This is a genomic window from Pseudomonas sp. FW300-N2A2 (assembly GCF_017351735.1).
Taxonomy (GTDB): Bacteria; Pseudomonadota; Gammaproteobacteria; order Pseudomonadales; family Pseudomonadaceae; genus Aquipseudomonas; species Aquipseudomonas migulae.
The window spans coordinates 1-16,252 of sequence record NZ_JACNDU010000026.1; the positions used below are offsets into that span (position 1 = coordinate 1).

The 16,252-nt window shown below is 59.7% G+C and carries 14 protein-coding genes and 1 pseudogene; 8 read left to right on the forward strand and 7 right to left on the reverse strand.

Features of this window, described 5'->3' with window-relative positions; genetic code table 11:
• Nucleotides 1–100 precede the first annotated feature (100 nt).
• The 4 genes and pseudogenes from J4E42_RS23640 to J4E42_RS23655 all read right to left on the reverse strand — a co-directional run bounded on the left by J4E42_RS23640 (nucleotide 101) and on the right by J4E42_RS23655 (nucleotide 4,334).
• Nucleotides 101–1,933 carry an ABC transporter ATP-binding protein gene (locus tag J4E42_RS23640; protein WP_207286299.1) on the reverse strand — a complete coding sequence of 611 codons (1,833 nt, stop codon included), beginning with the start codon at nucleotides 1,931–1,933 and terminating at the stop codon, nucleotides 101–103.
• A 90-nt stretch (nucleotides 1,934–2,023) separates the two neighbouring features.
• Nucleotides 2,024–2,587, reverse strand: coding sequence for a peptidylprolyl isomerase A (locus J4E42_RS23645; protein ID WP_008040944.1), 564 nt, complete (start codon nucleotides 2,585–2,587; stop codon nucleotides 2,024–2,026).
• Between the two features lie 3 nt (nucleotides 2,588–2,590).
• Nucleotides 2,591–3,396, reverse strand: a pseudogene (locus J4E42_RS23650) (alpha/beta fold hydrolase).
• A 14-nt stretch (nucleotides 3,397–3,410) separates the two neighbouring features.
• Complete coding sequence (locus J4E42_RS23655; RefSeq protein ID WP_008034291.1) at nucleotides 3,411–4,334, reverse strand: LysR family transcriptional regulator; 924 nt, start codon at nucleotides 4,332–4,334, stop codon at nucleotides 3,411–3,413.
• A 49-nt stretch (nucleotides 4,335–4,383) separates the two neighbouring features.
• Here J4E42_RS23655 and J4E42_RS23660 point away from each other — a divergent pair, with 49 nt between their 5' ends.
• The 3 genes from J4E42_RS23660 (at nucleotide 4,384) to J4E42_RS23670 (ending at nucleotide 6,728) form a co-directional block, all read left to right on the forward strand.
• Nucleotides 4,384–4,698 carry a hypothetical protein gene (locus J4E42_RS23660; RefSeq protein ID WP_008034289.1) on the forward strand — a complete coding sequence of 105 codons (315 nt, stop codon included), beginning with the start codon at nucleotides 4,384–4,386 and terminating at the stop codon, nucleotides 4,696–4,698.
• A gap of 231 nt (nucleotides 4,699–4,929) precedes the next feature.
• Nucleotides 4,930–5,529, forward strand: a complete 600-nt coding sequence (locus tag J4E42_RS23665; RefSeq protein ID WP_207286301.1) for an FMN-dependent NADH-azoreductase — start codon at nucleotides 4,930–4,932, stop codon at nucleotides 5,527–5,529.
• Nucleotides 5,530–5,861: 332 nt separating this feature from the next.
• Nucleotides 5,862–6,728, forward strand: coding sequence for a carboxylate/amino acid/amine transporter (locus J4E42_RS23670; RefSeq protein ID WP_207286302.1), 867 nt, complete (start codon nucleotides 5,862–5,864; stop codon nucleotides 6,726–6,728).
• A gap of 103 nt (nucleotides 6,729–6,831) precedes the next feature.
• On the opposite strand, the gene J4E42_RS23675 is transcribed toward J4E42_RS23670, so the two are convergent.
• Nucleotides 6,832–7,719 (reverse strand): LysR family transcriptional regulator, encoded by an 888-nt coding sequence (locus J4E42_RS23675; RefSeq protein ID WP_008034284.1) that lies wholly within the window; start codon nucleotides 7,717–7,719, stop codon nucleotides 6,832–6,834.
• Nucleotides 7,720–7,878: 159 nt separating this feature from the next.
• Here J4E42_RS23675 and J4E42_RS23680 point away from each other — a divergent pair, with 159 nt between their 5' ends.
• Nucleotides 7,879–8,523, forward strand: a complete 645-nt coding sequence (locus J4E42_RS23680) for a hydrolase (RefSeq protein WP_008040938.1) — start codon at nucleotides 7,879–7,881, stop codon at nucleotides 8,521–8,523.
• A gap of 133 nt (nucleotides 8,524–8,656) precedes the next feature.
• Here the strand turns inward: J4E42_RS23680 and J4E42_RS23685 are convergent, their stop codons facing one another.
• Nucleotides 8,657–9,955, reverse strand: coding sequence for a mechanosensitive ion channel family protein (locus J4E42_RS23685; protein ID WP_207286303.1), 1,299 nt, complete (start codon nucleotides 9,953–9,955; stop codon nucleotides 8,657–8,659).
• A 193-nt stretch (nucleotides 9,956–10,148) separates the two neighbouring features.
• Between J4E42_RS23685 and J4E42_RS23690 the strand changes: the two genes are divergently transcribed.
• Entirely contained in the window at nucleotides 10,149–11,495 is a 1,347-nt protein-coding gene (locus J4E42_RS23690) for a DEAD/DEAH box helicase (RefSeq protein ID WP_008034278.1), read from the forward strand.
• A 159-nt stretch (nucleotides 11,496–11,654) separates the two neighbouring features.
• On the opposite strand, the gene J4E42_RS23695 is transcribed toward J4E42_RS23690, so the two are convergent.
• Nucleotides 11,655–12,941, reverse strand: coding sequence for a CitMHS family transporter (locus J4E42_RS23695; RefSeq protein ID WP_008044013.1), 1,287 nt, complete (start codon nucleotides 12,939–12,941; stop codon nucleotides 11,655–11,657).
• A gap of 270 nt (nucleotides 12,942–13,211) precedes the next feature.
• Here J4E42_RS23695 and J4E42_RS23700 point away from each other — a divergent pair, with 270 nt between their 5' ends.
• From J4E42_RS23700 to J4E42_RS23710, 3 genes are all read left to right on the forward strand, one after another.
• A complete protein-coding gene (locus J4E42_RS23700; protein WP_008044010.1) occupies nucleotides 13,212–14,153 on the forward strand; it encodes a hydroxymethylglutaryl-CoA lyase in 942 nt (313 codons plus the stop codon).
• Complete coding sequence (locus J4E42_RS23705) at nucleotides 14,150–15,361, forward strand: CaiB/BaiF CoA-transferase family protein (RefSeq protein ID WP_008044009.1); 1,212 nt, start codon at nucleotides 14,150–14,152, stop codon at nucleotides 15,359–15,361. The genes J4E42_RS23700 and J4E42_RS23705 overlap by 4 nt, the downstream gene beginning before the upstream one ends.
• 87 nt (nucleotides 15,362–15,448) lie before the next feature.
• A complete protein-coding gene (locus J4E42_RS23710; RefSeq protein ID WP_008044008.1) occupies nucleotides 15,449–16,210 on the forward strand; it encodes an IclR family transcriptional regulator in 762 nt (253 codons plus the stop codon).
• Nucleotides 16,211–16,252: the final 42 nt, after the last annotated feature.

Consider the following 16,252-nt stretch of genomic DNA (forward strand, 5'->3'; position numbering starts at 1 on the left):
GCTTGGTTACTTGGCGCTTCTCCAAGTGACTCGCCGTAAGGGCGAAACCAATAGAAGCCGTTACCGCAGCAACGGATATGCCCCCAACCCCAATCCCCAATCAATCGATCCCAACAAACCCCCCAGTCTGATGCTGCCACAACCGCGCATACAACCCGCCATGCGCCAGCAGCTCAGCATGGGTCCCCGTCTCGGCAATCTTGCCTTTCTCAAGCACCACCAGCCGGTCCATCCGGGCGATGGTCGAGAGCCGGTGGGCAATGGCAATCACGGTTTTACCCTGCATCAGGGTTTCCAGGCTTTCCTGGATCGCCGCTTCGACTTCCGAATCCAGCGCCGAAGTCGCTTCGTCCATGATCAGAATCGGCGCGTCCTTGAGCAGCACGCGGGCAATGGCGATCCGCTGACGCTGACCACCGGAGAGTTTCACCCCACGCTCACCGACATGCGCATCGAAACCGGTGCGCCCCTCGGCGTCCGAGAGCAACGGGATAAACTCGTCGGCCCGGGCCTTGTGCACCGCTTCCCAGAGTTCGGAATCGGTTGCGTCCGGTTTGCCATAGAGCAAATTGTCGCGGATCGAACGGTGCAGCAGCGACGTGTCCTGGGTGATCATGCCGATGCGCTCGCGCAGGCTTTCCTGGCCGACTTCGGCGATGTTCTGGCCGTCGATCAGGATCCGCCCGCCCTGCACGTCATAGAGGCGCAGCAGCAGGTTGACCAGGGTCGATTTACCGGCGCCGGAAGGGCCGATCAAGCCGATTTTTTCACCGGGTTTGATCGTCAGGTTGAGGTCGCCAATGATCCCGCTCTTCTTGCCGTAGTGGAAATCCACGTGCTCGAAGCGCACTTCGCCCCGGGCGACGGTCAGCGGTTTGGCCTCTGCGTGATCAGTGACGCTGACCGGTTGCGAAATGGTCTGCAAACCGTCCTGAACCATGCCGATGTTTTCGAAAATGCCGGTCACCACCCACATGATCCAGCCGGACATGTTGACGATCCGGATCACCAGGCCGGTGGCCAGCGCAATGGCGCCCACCGTGATCAGCGACTGCGACCACAGCCACAGCGCCAGGCCCGTGGTGCTGACGATCAGCAAGCCGTTCATGCTGGTGATGACTACGTCCATGCTGGTGACCACGCGGCCAGCCAGTTGGGCTTTGACCGTCTGTTCTTCGATGGCTTCCTTGGCGTATTGCTGCTCGAAGTTGGTGTGGGCGAACAGCTTCAGCGTGGTGATGTTGGTGTAGCCGTCGACGATCCGGCCCATGAGCTTGGAACGCGCATCCGAAGACACCACGGAGCGCTCTTTCACCCGTGGCACGAAGTAGTAGAGGGCGCCGATGTAGGCAGCGATCCAGGTCAACAACGGGATCATCAGGCGCCAGTCGGCCTCGGCGAACAGCACCAGCGAACTGATCGCGTAAATCAGCACATGCCACAGCGCGTCCACCGCCTGCACGGCGGAATCGCGCAGCGAGTTGCCGGTCTGCATGATGCGTTGGGCGATGCGCCCTGCGAAGTCGTTCTGGAAGAAATTCAGGCTCTGTTTGAGCACGTAGCTGTGGTTTTGCCAGCGGATCATGCTGGTCATGCTCGGGCTCAGGGTCTGGTGCACCAGCAAGTCATGCAGGCCCACGAACACCGGGCGCAGGATCAGCGCCACGACGGCCATCCAGGCCAGTTCGATGCCGTGTTCCTTGAAGAAATTGACGTTCGGCGTGCCTTGGGCCAGGTCGATGATGCGGCTCAGGTAGCTGAACAGCGCCACTTCGATCAATGCACCGAACAGGCCGACGGTCAGCAGGGCGGCGAAACTCGGCCAGACCTGCTTCAGGTAATAGGTATAGAAGGGGAAAACACGGTCGGGCGGAGCCGCCGTCGGGGCGTCACGGAACACGTCAATCAATTGTTCAAAACGGCGATAAAGCATCGGTTCTCCGCCCGCGTGCGGGCTCTCCTTTAAACACTATGAGCGGCGCCGAATACCGGCGGCCGCTCAACATCCCTGTGCCTGTGGATCTTAGTCGATACGTTTGGCCGACTTGATCAGCACCGGGTCGATAGGCACGTTCTGCATGCCTTGTTTGGTAGTGGTTTGCGAATTGACGATGATGTCCACCACGTCCATGCCCTTGACCACTTTGGCGAACACTGCGTAACCGGCGTCGCGACCCGGGTCGAGGAACGCATTGTCGGCGACGTTGATGAAGAACTGGCTGGTGGCCGAATCCGGGTTCGACGTACGCGCCATCGACAAGGTGCCGCGCACGTTATGCAGGCCGTTGCTGGCTTCGTTCTTGATCGGTGCCTTGGTGTCTTTTTGCGCCATCTGCGCAGTGAAACCGCCGCCCTGGGCCATGAAGCCCGGGATCACACGGTGGAAAATCGTGTTGTTGTAGAAGCCGCTGTCGACGTACTCAAGAAAGTTCTTGGTACTGATCGGCGCCTTGACCGGGTCCAGTTCGATTTCGATCTGGCCGTTGGTGGTCTCCAGCAAAACGTGCGGCGCCTTGGCGGGCGTAGCGGCCATCAGGTTGGCGGCAAACAGAACGGTGCCAGCGACGAGGGCGATTTTTTTCAGCATGGGTCAGTGATCCTGAGTGTGGTGGTGTCGACTGCGGTGAGAAACTCGAGCAGGGTTTGGTTGAAGCGTTCGGGTTGATCCAGCGGGGTGGCGTGACGCGAATCGGCGATCACCACCAGCCGCGCATCGGGCAGCAGTTTTACATAGTTCTCTTTCAGCGCTACCGGCGTGTAGTCCCGGTCGGCGCTGACAATGAGGGTTGGACAGGACACCCTGGAAAGTCGTTCCTGAACCCCCCAACCAACAATCGCGTCGAAGCTGGCGAGATAAGCATGTTTGTCGTTTTTTGCCCAGCGCTCGGCCATCTTTTGACGCAATTCAGCCTGTTCCGGCTTGGGGAACAGTTTGCCACCAAGGGCCTTGCCGATGGTGCCCAGGCTAAGCGCACGCATCAGGCTCCAGCGCTTGAACCATTGCCAGTAATCGTCGCGGCTGCGCAATTTGACCTCGGGCGCGCTGTTGACGATGCACAGGCTCTTGAGCAATTGCGGCTGATCCACCGCCAGTTGGAAGCCGATCATGCCGCCCATCGAAAGTCCCACGTAATGTGCGGGGCCGAGGTTCAGATGTTCGATCAGGGCAACCAGGTCGGCGCTGAACCCGGCGATGCTGTAGCGCTCTCGGGGTTTGTCGGAGCGACCGTGGCCGCGCACATCCGGGACGATCACCCGGTAGCGGGCCGCCAATGCCGAGATCTGTTTTTCCCAGTCCAGGGTGCTGGAACCGAGCCCGTGAACCAGCAGCAACGGCGTGCCGTGGCCATATTCCTCATAGTGCAGGTTGCAACCTTCGTGTTCGAAATAGGCCATGCGATCACTCCGTGTCAGGCTTGTTCTGGGGCAGCGAAGGGCGCATCCAGCGGCGCGGTGTCGAAGGTGCGCAGCAGTTCGATGAGGATTTGCGTGGCCGGGCCCAAGGGTTTTTCCTTGTTTGAATACAGGTAGAAACTCGGGTTCCGGCTACCGCCCTGATCCAACGGTAGCAGCTTGAGCGTACCTTCCTTCAGTTCGCGTTCGATCATGTGCCGCGGCAACCAGGCAAATCCCAGGCCGCTGCTGACAAACGTCGCGGCGGTGGCCAGGCTGCCGACGGTCCAGCGCTGTTCGGCGCCGAGCCAGCCGACGTCGCGTGGCTGTTGACGGCCGGAGTCGCGGATCACCACTTGCATCTGGCTTTCCAGGTCCTGGAAATTCAGTTCACGGTTCAATCGATGCAGGGCGTGCTCGGGGTGGGCGACGGCGACAAATTCAACGTCGCTCAACTCCGCGCCCAGATAGCCGGGAATACTGAACCCGGTGATCGCCAGGTCGGCCACGCCTTCGAGCAGGACTTCCTCCACGCCCGACAATACTTCTTCGCGCAGACGCACGCGGCAGCCACGGCTTTGCGGCATGAACGCGGTCAAGGCGCGGACGAGGCGGGCGCTGGGGTAGGCGGCGTCGACCACCAACCGCACTTCCGCTTCCCAGCCTTGCTCCATGTGATGCGCCAGGTCTTCCAGTTGGCTGGCCTGTTTCACCAGTTGCCGCGAGCGACGCAGCAAGACGCCGCCGGCCTCGGTCAGTACTGCCTTGCGGCCGTCGATACGCAGCAATGGCACGCCGAGTTGATCCTGCATGCGCGCCACGGTGTAGCTGACCGACGATTGCGAGCGATGCAGCGCTTCGGCGGCCTGGGCGAAACCGCCGTGGTCGACCACGGCCTGTAACGTTCGCCATTGATCAAGGGTCACGCGGGGCGCTTTCATCTTGAGCTCCTCTTGTCCTAAGCTGGCGGTCCTTATTGGAGACTGCCGAATGAAAAAATTCTGTTGTGTGGTGCTGGCGATGTTGCCGTTGACTGCGTTTGCCTACCCGATCGACGTACAAAAACAGCTGAACGGCATGGACATCGACTACAACGCGTATGACACGGATACCGACATCGCCTCCATTCAGGTCAACAACTTCGGCAGCACCGATGCAGTCTGTAAGGTGGTTTTCAATAACGGTCCGGAAGCGCCGCGCACCCGCAATATCGAAGTGGCGGCCGGCAAGCACAAAAATGCCACTGCCAAGTTCAACCGGACCATCATCAAGATGCGCATCAACCTGACCTGCACCCCCAAATAACACTGCAACCCTGTAGGAGTGAGCCTGCTCGCGATAGCGGTATGTCAGTCAAAGTCAATTTTGAATGCGCCACCGCTATCGCGAGCAGGCTCGCTCCCACATGAAGCATGCTCAGCTTATAAACGAATTTATTGATGGGTTATAGCAGTTATTTGCGCTTTTTCATCGATATGACTCTGTTTAACCTTCACTCCATCGACTTACAGCATTCTCAGATGGAGGCTACATCCCATGTCCCGCGTTCTGATCATCGAAAGCAGCGCCCGTCAGCAAGACTCGGTTTCGCGTCAACTGACCCAGACCTTCATCAACCAGTGGAAAACCGCTCACCCGAACGACCAGATCACCGTCCGTGACCTGGCTGTCAATCCGGTGCCGCACCTGGACATCAACCTGCTGGGCGGCTGGATGAAACCCGCCGAGCAGCGCAACGACATCGAACAGGCTTCCCTGGAGCGCTCCAATCAGTTGACCGATGAATTGCTGGCCGCCGACGTATTGGTCATGGCCGCACCGATGTACAACTTCGCGATCCCCAGCACGCTGAAAGCCTGGCTCGACCACGTGCTGCGAGCCGGTGTGACCTTCAAATACACCGACACCGGCCCGCAAGGCCTGCTCAGCGGCAAACGCGCGTATGTGCTGACCGCTCGCGGCGGGATCTACGCCGGTAGCACCGCGGATCATCAGGAACCGTACCTGCGTCAGGTCATGGGTTTCATCGGAATCCACGATGTGACCTTCATCCACGCCGAAGGCATGAACCTGGGCGGTGACTTCCAGGAGAAGGGCCTGAACCAGGCCAACGCCAAGCTTTCCCAAGTGGCCTGAGGCTTTAATCGCCAGATAATCGCTGGATGGTCTAGTGACCTGGCGCAACCCTTCAAGCCTGTACGCGCATCGACCTCCCTTTGCACTTGTTGCTCCTGAGTGCTGTAGCCCGATTGAACGCTTTAGCGAGATCGGGCTTTTTTTTGCCTGCGATTTGGGGGGCACGCGTACCACTGTAGGAGCCGGCTTGCCGGCGATAGCGGTGTCATATGCAACATTGATGTCTGCTGATACACCGCTATCGCCGGCAAGCCGGCTCCTACAGGGGCCTGCGTGTCTCGCGATCGTCGGCAAAACCCGCTATCGTCGCCGCCATTCAAAACGAGGCGAGCATGGGCTATCTACTTTTTGTCACGCTGATCCAGGCGTTTTCCTTCAGTCTGATCGGCGAATACCTGGCCGGACATGTCGACAGTTACTTCGCGGTGCTGGTGCGCGTGCTGCTGGCGGGGCTGGTGTTTATTCCGTTGACGCGCTGGCGCTCGGTGGAGCCTGCGTTCATGCGCGGCATGCTGCTGATCGGTGCGTTGCAGTTCGGCGTGACTTACGTCTGCCTGTACCTGAGCTTCCGGGTGCTGACGGTGCCGGAAGTGTTGCTGTTCACCATCCTCACACCGCTGCATGTGACGCTGATCGAAGACGCGCTGAACCGGCGCTTCAATCCATGGGCACTGGTCGCGGCGTTGGTGGCGGTGCTCGGCGCGGCGGTGATTCGCTACGACCGGATCAACCCGGATTTCTTCATGGGGTTCCTGCTGCTGCAACTGGCCAACTTCACCTACGCCGCCGGGCAGGTGCTTTATAAGCATCTGGTGGCGCGTCATCCAAGCGATCTGCCGCATTACCGGCGCTTTGGCTATTTCTATCTCGGTGCACTGGCGGTGGCGTTGCCGGCGTTTCTGTTGTTCGGTAAACAGAACTTCCTGCCCGAAGCACCGCTGCAATGGGGCGTGCTGGTGTTCCTCGGCCTGGTCTCGACCGCGCTGGGGTTGTACTGGTGGAACAAGGGCGCGTGCCTGGTGAATGGCGGTACGCTGGCGGTGATGAACAACCTGCATGTGCCGGTGGGGTTGCTGATCAATCTGCTGATCTGGAATCAGCATGAAGAGCTGGGGCGGTTGTTCTTTGGCGGATCGGTGATTTTGATGGCGGTGTGGATCAGCCGGTTGGGCATACGAAAGTCCTTGGCAATCACCTGACTCCTGTAGGAGCCGGCTTGCCGGCGATAGCGGTGTATCAGCTGACATCAATGTTGCATATGACACCGCCATCGCCGGCAAGCCGGCTCCTACAAGGGACGTGTTATTTCTCTGCCAGTTGCGCCACCAGAAATTCGATGAACGTCCGGGTCTTCTGCGGCACCCGGCGTGCCGATGGATAGACCGCGTTAATCGTGATCGCAGGCGCCTGCCATTCACACATCACCGGCACCAACCGGCCAGCCGCCAGCGCATCCTCGACAATGAAGTTGGGCAGCAGCGCGATGCCCATGCCGGCTTCGGCAGCCTGGGCGAGCAAGTCGCCATTGTTGGCGTGCAGCGGGCCTGTGACGTTGACCCGTTGGGTTTCCTTGCCGTTGCACAGCTGCAAACTCACGCCGCTTTGCAAATACCCGTAGTTCAAACATTGATGGGCGCGCAGATCCTGCGGCGTCTGCGGAGTGCCTGCGCGTTCGAGATACGCAGGTGAAGCGACCATGATTCGCGGGGCCGGCGCCAGTTGCCGGGCAATCATGGTCGAGTCCGGCATGCTGGCGATGCGGATGGTCACGTCGAAACCACCGCGAACCGGGTCAACCTGCTGATCGCTGAGCACCAGTTGCAGCTCTATGTTCGGGTGTTGTTCATGAAACAGCGGAATCAGCGGCCCCAGTCGACGCAACCCGAAGGACATCGGCGCATTGACCCGCAGCACCCCACGTAACTCGCCGATGCCGTTGCGGGCACGCTGTTCGGCCTCGTCCAGCGAGGCCAGCACTTCCCGCGCCGCGTCGAAATACTCCGCGCCAGCCTCGGTCAGGTGCAGGCTGCGCGTGGTGCGTTGCAACAGTTGCACGCCGATGGCTTCTTCCAGCGCCTGAATCTGTTTGCTGACTTTTGATCGCGGCACATCCATTGCCCGTGCAGCGGCGGCAAAGCCGTTCTCGCCGACCGTGACGACGAACGCGCGCATGCATTCGATGCGATCCATGATTGTCCCTATTTTAGAATCAATGATTCTCTATTTTAGGTAATTGTCCCTTTCCTTGCTAGCCCCTAAAGTGACATCCAAGCCGACGACAAAGCCTCTGGAAGCCGCGTCGACTAACCCATTACTGATTTGAACTATCGACATCAAAAGGAACGCGCCATGTCTATTCGTGAACTGCTCAACCCAACCAACTCCGCTCTGATCCTGATTGACCACCAGCCGCAAATGGCTTTCGGCGTGCAGTCGATCGACCGTCAGACCCTGAAGAACAACACCGTCGGCCTGGCCAAGGCCGCCAAGATCTTCAACGTGCCGACGATCTACACCTCGGTGGAAACCGAAAGCTTCAGCGGTTTTATCTGGCCGGAGTTGCTGGCAGTGCACCCAGAGCAGAAGCCGATCGAGCGCACCTCGATGAACTCCTGGGAAGACAAGGCGCTGGTTGACGCGGTGAAAGCCACCGGCCGCAAGAAGCTGATCATTGCTGCGCTCTGGACTGAAGTCTGCCTGACCTTCCCGGCGCTGGAAGCCCTGGCTGAAGGCTACGAGGTGTACATCGTGACCGACGCTTCTGGCGGCACCACCAAAGAAGCTCACGACATGTCGGTGCAGCGGATGATTCAGGCAGGCGCGGTGCCGGTCACCTGGCAACAAGTGCTGCTGGAATACCAGCGTGACTGGGCACACAAAGACACTTACGAGGCGGTAATGGAACTGGTGCTGGAACACAGCGGCGCGTATGGCATGGGTGTGGATTACGCCTACACCATGGTGCACAAGGCGCCGCAGCGTCAGGTCAAATAACACCGGTGTCGCTAAATCAACTCTGCAACCTGTAGGAGCGAGCCTGCTCGCGATAGCGGAGTGTCAGACGACAGATATGTTGACTGACACGACCTCATCGCGAGCAGGCTCGCTCCCACATTGGTTGGTGGGGTTACATGATGTGTTTTTCGGGTTCGGGGATGTGGCTTGCGCCAAGCATCGCCGGGAGCAATCCGGCCCGCAGATCCCCGCCACTCGGCTGCTGATAAAGGCTCAAGCCAAACTCCGGCAGCACCGCCAGCAGATAATCGAAAATATCCCCCTGAATCCGCTCGTAATCCGCCCACGCCGTAGTGCGGGTGAAGCAGTAGATTTCCAGCGGAATCCCCTGCGCTGTGGTCTGCATCTGCCGAACCATGCAGGTCATGTTCGGCTGGACCTCCGGATGGCTTTTCAAATACGCCAGCGCGTAGGCGCGGAAGGTCCCGATGTTGGTCATCCGCCGACGGTTGGCCGACATTGCCGCGACGTTGCCCTGAGCCTCGTTCCAGGCCTTGAGTTCCGCCTGTTTGCGGCTGATGTAGTCGGTCAGCAGGTGCACCTGGGACAGCTTTTGCTCTTCGTCATCACGGATGAATCGCACGCCGCTGGCGTCGATGAACAGGCTGCGTTTGATCCGTCGTCCACCGGACTGCTGCATGCCACGCCAGTTCTTGAATGACTCGGACATCAGGCGCCAGGTCGGAATCGAAACGATGGTCTTGTCGAAGTTCTGCACCTTGACCGTGTGCAGCGTGATGTCCACCACATCGCCATCGGCGCCGACTTGCGGCATCTCGATCCAGTCGCCGACCCGCAGCATGTCGTTGCTGGTCAACTGCACGCTGGCGACAAACGACAACAGGGTGTCTTTGTAGACCAACAGAATCACCGCCGACATGGCGCCCAGACCCGACAGCAGCAACAGCGGCGAGCGGTCGATCAACGTGGCGACGATGATGATCGCGCCAAATACGTACAACACCATTTTCGCCAGTTGCACGTAGCCTTTGATCGAGCGGGTGCGGGCGTGTTCGGTGCGGGCGTAGATGTCCAGCAACGCATTGAGCAGGGCGCTGATCGCCAGCACCAGGAACAGAATGGTGAAGGCCAGTGCGACGTTGCCGAGGAAAATCAGGCTGGTTTTACCCAGCTCCGGCACCAGGTGCAGGCCGAACTGGATCACCAGCGACGGCGTCATCTGCGCCAGGCGATGAAACACTTTGTTCTGGCGAAAGTCGTTGACCCAGTGCAACGCCGGTTGGCGGCCGAGCATTTTGGTCGCGTGCAGGATCAGGTAACGCGCCACTCGTCCGAGGGTCAGCGCCACCACCAGCAACAGAAGCAGCCCGAGGCTGGAATGCAGGAGCGGATGCTGATCGAGCGCACCCCAGATGTCTTGGACGTTGAGCCAGAGCTGTTTGATATCCATGGGTAAAACCGTTTCTTCTATTGTCCGTGTCGGACCGATTAGAGCATTTAAGACGCTTTGCATGACGTTTAAGGACAAAAGAGGCAACAAAAAAGCCACTGTTTACGGTCGATTGCATAAAGAAACTCGGCCTTCGCGCTCGAAACCGTTACCCTATGCAGCTGTTTTTTTGTATTTCTTCGAGGTAGCACCCGTGTTTTCCCAATTCGCCCTGCACGAACGCCTGCTCAAAGCCGTGGCCGAGCTTAAATTTGTCGAGCCAACGCCTGTGCAAGCAGCGGCTATTCCGCTGGCGCTCCAAGGGCGTGACCTGCGGGTGACAGCGCAAACCGGTAGCGGCAAAACCGCTGCTTTCGTTTTGCCGATCCTCAACCGTCTGATCGGCCCGGCGAAAATCCGCGTCAGCATCAAGACCCTGATCCTGTTGCCGACCCGCGAGCTGGCCCAGCAGACCATCAAGGAAGTCGAGCGATTTGCGCAATTCACCTTCATCAAGTCCGGCCTGATCACCGGCGGTGAAGACTTCAAGGTCCAGGCCGCCATGCTGCGCAAGGTGCCGGACATCCTGATCGGTACGCCGGGCCGGATGATCGAGCAACTGAACGCCGGCAACCTCGACCTGAAAGAAGTCGAAGTGCTGGTGCTCGACGAAGCCGACCGCATGCTGGACATGGGCTTTGCCGAAGACGTGCAGCGTCTGGTGGACGAGTGCACCAATCGCCAGCAGACCATGCTGTTCTCCGCCACCACTGGCGGTTCGGGCCTGCGCGAGATGGTTGCCAAGGTTCTGAACAACCCGGAACACCTGCAGCTGAACAACGTCAGCGACCTGAATGCGACCACTCGTCAGCAGATCATCACCGCTGACCACAACCAGCACAAAGAGCAGATCGTGAACTGGCTGCTGGCCAACGAGACCTATCAGAAGGCCATCGTGTTCACCAACACCCGGGCCATGGCCGACCGTATCTACGGCCGCCTGGTGGCGCAGGAATACAAAGCGTTCGTCCTGCACGGTGACAAGGACCAGAAAGACCGCAAGCTGGCGATCGATCGCCTGAAGCAAGGCGGCGTGAAAATCCTCGTGGCCACCGACGTTGCCGCTCGCGGCCTGGACGTTGATGGCCTGGACCTGGTGATCAACTTCGACATGCCGCGCAGCGGCGACGAATACGTTCACCGCATCGGTCGTACCGGTCGTGCCGGCAACGATGGCCTGGCCATCTCGCTGATCTGCCACGGCGACTGGAACCTGATGTCGAGCATCGAGCGCTACCTCAAGCAGAGCTTCGAGCGCCGCACCATCAAGGAAGTCAAAGGCACCTACGGCGGACCGAAAAAGGTCAAGGCCTCGGGCAAAGCGGTTGGCGTGAAGAAGAAAAAGGTCGACGCCAAGGGCGAGAAGAAGAAAACCGGCGCCAAGGCACCGACCAAACGCAAAATCGCCAACCGCCCGAAGACCGACGCCCTGTCGCTGGTCAGCAAGGACGGCATGGCCCCGCTCAAGCGCCGCAAGCCGGAAGCCCCGGCTGCTGAATAAAGCGCCATAGCGATCCCATAAAAAAACCGGACCCAGGTCCGGTTTTTTTTTCGCCCGCAAATTGCACGCACCCCCTGTAGGAGCCGGCTTGCCGGCGATGCGATCTAACCGATACACCGCGGTGCAGCCATCGCCAGCAAGCTGGCTCCTACAGAACGATTACCGGATGACGGAAATCGACCCCAACGCCAGCGCCGCCAACAACATCACCCCCACCGTGCCGATCGTCCATTTCAACGTCATGCGCTGGTTATCGCCGTAGTCCAGATCCAGCAACCCACACAGCAGATACGTGGACGCCACCAGCGGACTGAGTAAATGCACCGGTTGGCCGATCAACCCGGCGATTGCCATCTCCTTGCCGCTGATGCCGTAGTGGCTGGCGGTTTCGGCGAGGATCGGCAGCACGCCAAAGTAGAACGCATCGTTGGTCAGCACGTAGGTGAACGGCATGCTGATGAACGCGGTGATGATCGACATCGAACTGCCGGCCCATTGCGGGATGACATGGATCAGGCTTTCGGAAATGGCCTTGGTCATGCCGGTGCCGCCCATGATGCCGACGAAAATCCCAGCCGCGAAGATCAGCAAGGTCACCGCCATGACGTTATCGGCGTGGCGCGCGATCACCGCTTTCTGCTCTTTGAGGTTGGGGAAATTCACCACCAGGCCGATACCGAACGCGAGCATGAACAACACCGCAGGTGGCATCACCGCGAGCATCATCATCGCGATCAGGGCGATGGTCAGCGCGGCATTGAACAGAAAGCGCCAGTCGTTCAAGCGAAATTCGGTGAAGTGCTCCAGCCCTTCATTGGCGTCGAGTTGCACCACGCCCAAGCGGCGTCGTTCCAGCCGTCCGAGGTACAGCGCCACAAAAATCACCCACACAAGTCCAATGGCCATCAATGGCAGCATCGCCACGAACAGCTCGGTAATGTCGACTTTCATGGCGCTGGCCGCCCGGGAAAACGGCCCGGCCCACGGCAGAATGTTCATCACGCCAATGGCCAGCAACAGCACCGTGGCCATGACTTGCAGGCGCACGCCGGTGCGGCGATACAACGGTAGCAGCGCCGCGCAGGTGATGATGTAAGTGGTGGCGCCATCGCCGTCGAGGCCGACGCAAATTCCGAGAATCGCCGTGCCCAGCACGATTTTCTGCGGATCGCCTTTCACTGCTTTGAGGATCAGTTTGACCAGCGGGTTGAACAATCCGGCGTCGGTCATCATGCAGAAATACAGGATCGCAAAGGTCAGCATCACCCCGGTCGGGGCCAGCATTTTCAGGCCATCGAACATCATCGGCCCCAGTGTCGTGGTGTAGCCGGCCAGGCAGGCAAAGGCGACCGGGACCAGCAACAGCGCAACCAGCGGCGACAGGCGTTTGCTCATGACCAGGTACATGAAGCACGTGATCATCGAATAGCTGAGTAGGGTCAGCATGATTTCCCTCGTTTTTTATAGGTTTTGTCCGGGTATGACGGCGGGCGAAAGCAACGCTTTGTCATTGATAGTGTTCTGCTGGACAGAACATCATTCCTTTTGGTGGAACAACTTTCCGGCCAAATTTTTACGCTGTCAAGTTTTTGTCCATTCGTTGACAAGCCACCGAAACCCGGCAGATACTAAAAATAGAACAATATTCTGTCAGGTAGAACGTTTATCGAAGTGCCCTGAAACAAGGGCTTTCGTGGCGTCTCAGGAGGGCTGGTGATGGGTCATTCGAACGAAATCGATATTCTGGTCAGCGAAGTCGGACCCCGTGACGGGTTGCAAAGCGTCGCGGCGACCATGCCGACCGAACTGAAACTGAAATGGATCGCCGCGTTGGCGAGCGCCGGGCTACGAGAGATCGAAGTGGGCTCCTTCGTGTCGCCGAAACTGCTGCCGCAGATGGCTGATACCGCTGCAGTGGTGGCTTTTGCGCGGACCTTGCCCAACCTGTTCGTGACCGCGCTGGTGCCCAACCTCAAGGGCGCCGAAGCGGCATTCAAGGCGGGCGTGCAGAAAATCACGATGCCGATTTCGGTGAGCGAACCCCATTCCCTGGCCAACATCCGCAAAACCCACGCCGAGGTTTATCAGGAGGTGCGCAACGTCGTTGCCTTGCGCAACGAGCAGTACCCGCACGTCGAAATCGAGGCCGGTTTGTCGACGGTGTTTGGCTGCACGATCCAGGGCGAAGTGCCGGACGACGACACCGTGCGCATGGCTCTGATCATGGCCGAGCTGGGCGTCAACGAAGTGGGGCTGGCCGACACCGTCGGTTACGCCAACCCGACACAAGTACGGCGCTTGTTCACCCGGCTGCGCCAGGAATTGCCGGGCATTGCCGGCAGTGCCCATTTCCACAACACCCGCGGCCAGGGCCTGGCCAATGTGCTCGCGGCGCTGGACGTCGGCGTGACCACCATCGACGCGTCTCAGGGCGGCATCGGCGGGTGCCCTTATGCGCCCGGCGCGTCCGGCAACATCGTCACCGAGGACCTGGTGTACCTGCTCGAATCCATGGGCCTGCGCACTGGCATCGACATCGATCGGCTGGTGCAGGCCCGCGAATGGTTGCGCCAGGGCCTGCCGGGAGAAGCGCTGTACGGCTTCATCCCGGACGCCGGAGTCGGCAAGAATTTTCACTATGCACAGAAGGCGCTATGAACATGAGCCCCAGCCAACAACAAAAGCCTCTGCCGCTGGCCGGCATTCGGGTCATCGAGTTTGTCCACATGGTCATGGGACCGACCTGCGGCCTGGTGCTGGCTGACCTCGGGGCCGAGGTGATCAAGGTCGAACCTGTTCCTGCGGGCGACAACACCCGGCGCTTGATGGGCTCCGGCGCGGGGTACTGGACCACCTACAACCGCAACAAGAAAAGCTTCGCCGTCGACCTGAAATCCGCCGAAGGCATTGCTGCGGTCAAAAAGCTGATTGCCACCGCCGATGTGGTCACCGAGAACTTTCGCCCCGGCACCATGGAAAAACTCGGCCTGGGCTACGCCGACGTGAAAGCCATCAAGCCGGACATTATTTACAGCTCCATGAAAGGTTTCCTGCCCGGCCCCTACGAACATCGTACGGCGCTGGACGAAGTGGTGCAGATGATGACGGGGTTGGCCTACATGACCGGCCCGGTCGGCCAGCCTTTGCGCGCCGGGGCGTCGGTCAACGATGTCATGGGCGGGATGTTCAGCGCGATTTCGATTCTGGCGGCGCTGTTGCAGCGTAACCAAGGCGCTCAGGGGCAGTTCGTGCAGACCGGCCTGTTCGAGAATTCGGCGTTCCTGGTGGCCCAGCACATGATGCAAAACGTGGTCACCGGTACACCGGCGGCACCGATGCCGAGTCGGGTTTCGGCGTGGGCGATTTATGACGTGTTCAGTTGCGCCGGTGAAGAGCAGGTCTTCCTCGGCGTGGTCAGCGACAGTCAGTGGAAAAGTTTTTGTGAGGTGTTCGGCTTCGATGCCTTCGGCAGTGATCCGCAGTTGGCCGGCAACAATCAGCGAGTCGCCGCGCGCAAGGTGATCCTGCCGCAAGTCCGCGAATGCCTGGCGGGCATGAGCAAGGAACAGGTGATGGCGCTGTGTGAAAAGGCCGGTCTGCCGTTTTCGCCGATCCAGCGACCTCAGGACCTGTTCGACGACAAACACCTGAACGAGTCGGGTGGCATGGCTGAGGTGACGTTGCCTGACGGTCAATCGGTCAAGGTGCCGATGCTGCCGTTTGAAATGGACGGCCAGCGCTTTGGTACGCGCTTGAATGTGCCTGAGTTGGGCAGCCATAGCGATGAGTTGCTGGTGGAGTTGGGTTATTCGGATAGCGATATCAGTGCACTGCATCGCGCTGGCGTGATCAAGTCCGAGGGGTGAAGGGTGGTCGCCCGTTCGCTCAACGGTTAAGGTAGCCGCTGCGCAGCCCGGTGCTGGCGCCGTCCTGAAGTTTTGTCACGAGCGAACATGAGCAAACAAACCCCATCGGAAGACGAACCTTCCACGCCCGCTGCCGAAGGCGGCGTGGCGGCCGTGGATCGCGCCTTTGCGATCCTTGCGGCGTTCGACGTCGGCAGCAACAGCCTGCCACTGGCGGAAATCGCCCGGCGCACCGGCCTGTATAAAAGCACCATCCTGCGTTTGATGAGTTCACTGGAACGCGCCGGTTTCATCCGCCGCCTCGGCGATGGCCAATACGCCGTCGGCCCCGAACCGCTGCGGTTGGCGCAGGTCTACCAGACTTCGTTCCGCCTGCGCGACGTGATCTACCCGCTGCTGGAATCCTTGTCCGACACGAGCGGCGAAACCTCCTCTTTTTACGTACGGGAAAACGACAGCCGCGTGGTGTTGTTTCGCGTCGAGCCGAAGCGCGCAGTCAGGGTTTCCCTGCATGAAGGTGCCCGATTTCCACTGAATGCCGGGGCGTCGGGCAAAGTCCTGCGAGCCTTCGGCGCGCTATCCGAGCCGACCCTCGGTGCGATTCGCGAGCAATTCTGGGCAAGTTCCTTTGGGGAACGGGATCCGGAGACGGCTTCGGTGTCGGTGCCTGTATTCAATGCCGCGTATGAATTGACCGGTGCGTTGACCTTGTCCGGCCCGGCGGAGCGATTCAGCCAGGAGAAAGTTGCCACGGCGTGCGGGTTGTTGCTCGACGCAGCGGCCAGGGCGACCGTCGCGTTAGGCGGGGACAATCGCGAATTGCTCAAGGCGGCTGAGCGCATCACTTAAGCATTGCACAAACCCTTGTAGGAGCCAGCTTGCCGGCGATCC

What these genes read in the sequence shown, in the direction of transcription:
- J4E42_RS23640 (WP_207286299.1), bottom strand. Translation starts at nt 1,933, where the DNA reads ATGCTTTATCGCCGTTTTGAACAATTGATTGACGTGTTCCGTGACGCC.
- J4E42_RS23645 (WP_008040944.1), bottom strand. Translation starts at nt 2,587, where the DNA reads ATGCTGAAAAAAATCGCCCTCGTCGCTGGCACCGTTCTGTTTGCCGCC.
- J4E42_RS23655 (WP_008034291.1), bottom strand. Translation starts at nt 4,334, where the DNA reads ATGAAAGCGCCCCGCGTGACCCTTGATCAATGGCGAACGTTACAGGCC.
- J4E42_RS23660 (WP_008034289.1), top strand. Translation starts at nt 4,384, where the DNA reads ATGAAAAAATTCTGTTGTGTGGTGCTGGCGATGTTGCCGTTGACTGCG.
- J4E42_RS23665 (WP_207286301.1), top strand. Translation starts at nt 4,930, where the DNA reads ATGTCCCGCGTTCTGATCATCGAAAGCAGCGCCCGTCAGCAAGACTCG.
- J4E42_RS23670 (WP_207286302.1), top strand. Translation starts at nt 5,862, where the DNA reads ATGGGCTATCTACTTTTTGTCACGCTGATCCAGGCGTTTTCCTTCAGT.
- J4E42_RS23675 (WP_008034284.1), bottom strand. Translation starts at nt 7,719, where the DNA reads ATGGATCGCATCGAATGCATGCGCGCGTTCGTCGTCACGGTCGGCGAG.
- J4E42_RS23680 (WP_008040938.1), top strand. Translation starts at nt 7,879, where the DNA reads ATGTCTATTCGTGAACTGCTCAACCCAACCAACTCCGCTCTGATCCTG.
- J4E42_RS23685 (WP_207286303.1), bottom strand. Translation starts at nt 9,955, where the DNA reads ATGGATATCAAACAGCTCTGGCTCAACGTCCAAGACATCTGGGGTGCG.
- J4E42_RS23695 (WP_008044013.1), bottom strand. Translation starts at nt 12,941, where the DNA reads ATGCTGACCCTACTCAGCTATTCGATGATCACGTGCTTCATGTACCTG.
- J4E42_RS23700 (WP_008044010.1), top strand. Translation starts at nt 13,212, where the DNA reads ATGGGTCATTCGAACGAAATCGATATTCTGGTCAGCGAAGTCGGACCC.
- J4E42_RS23705 (WP_008044009.1), top strand. Translation starts at nt 14,150, where the DNA reads ATGAACATGAGCCCCAGCCAACAACAAAAGCCTCTGCCGCTGGCCGGC.
- J4E42_RS23710 (WP_008044008.1), top strand. Translation starts at nt 15,449, where the DNA reads ATGAGCAAACAAACCCCATCGGAAGACGAACCTTCCACGCCCGCTGCC.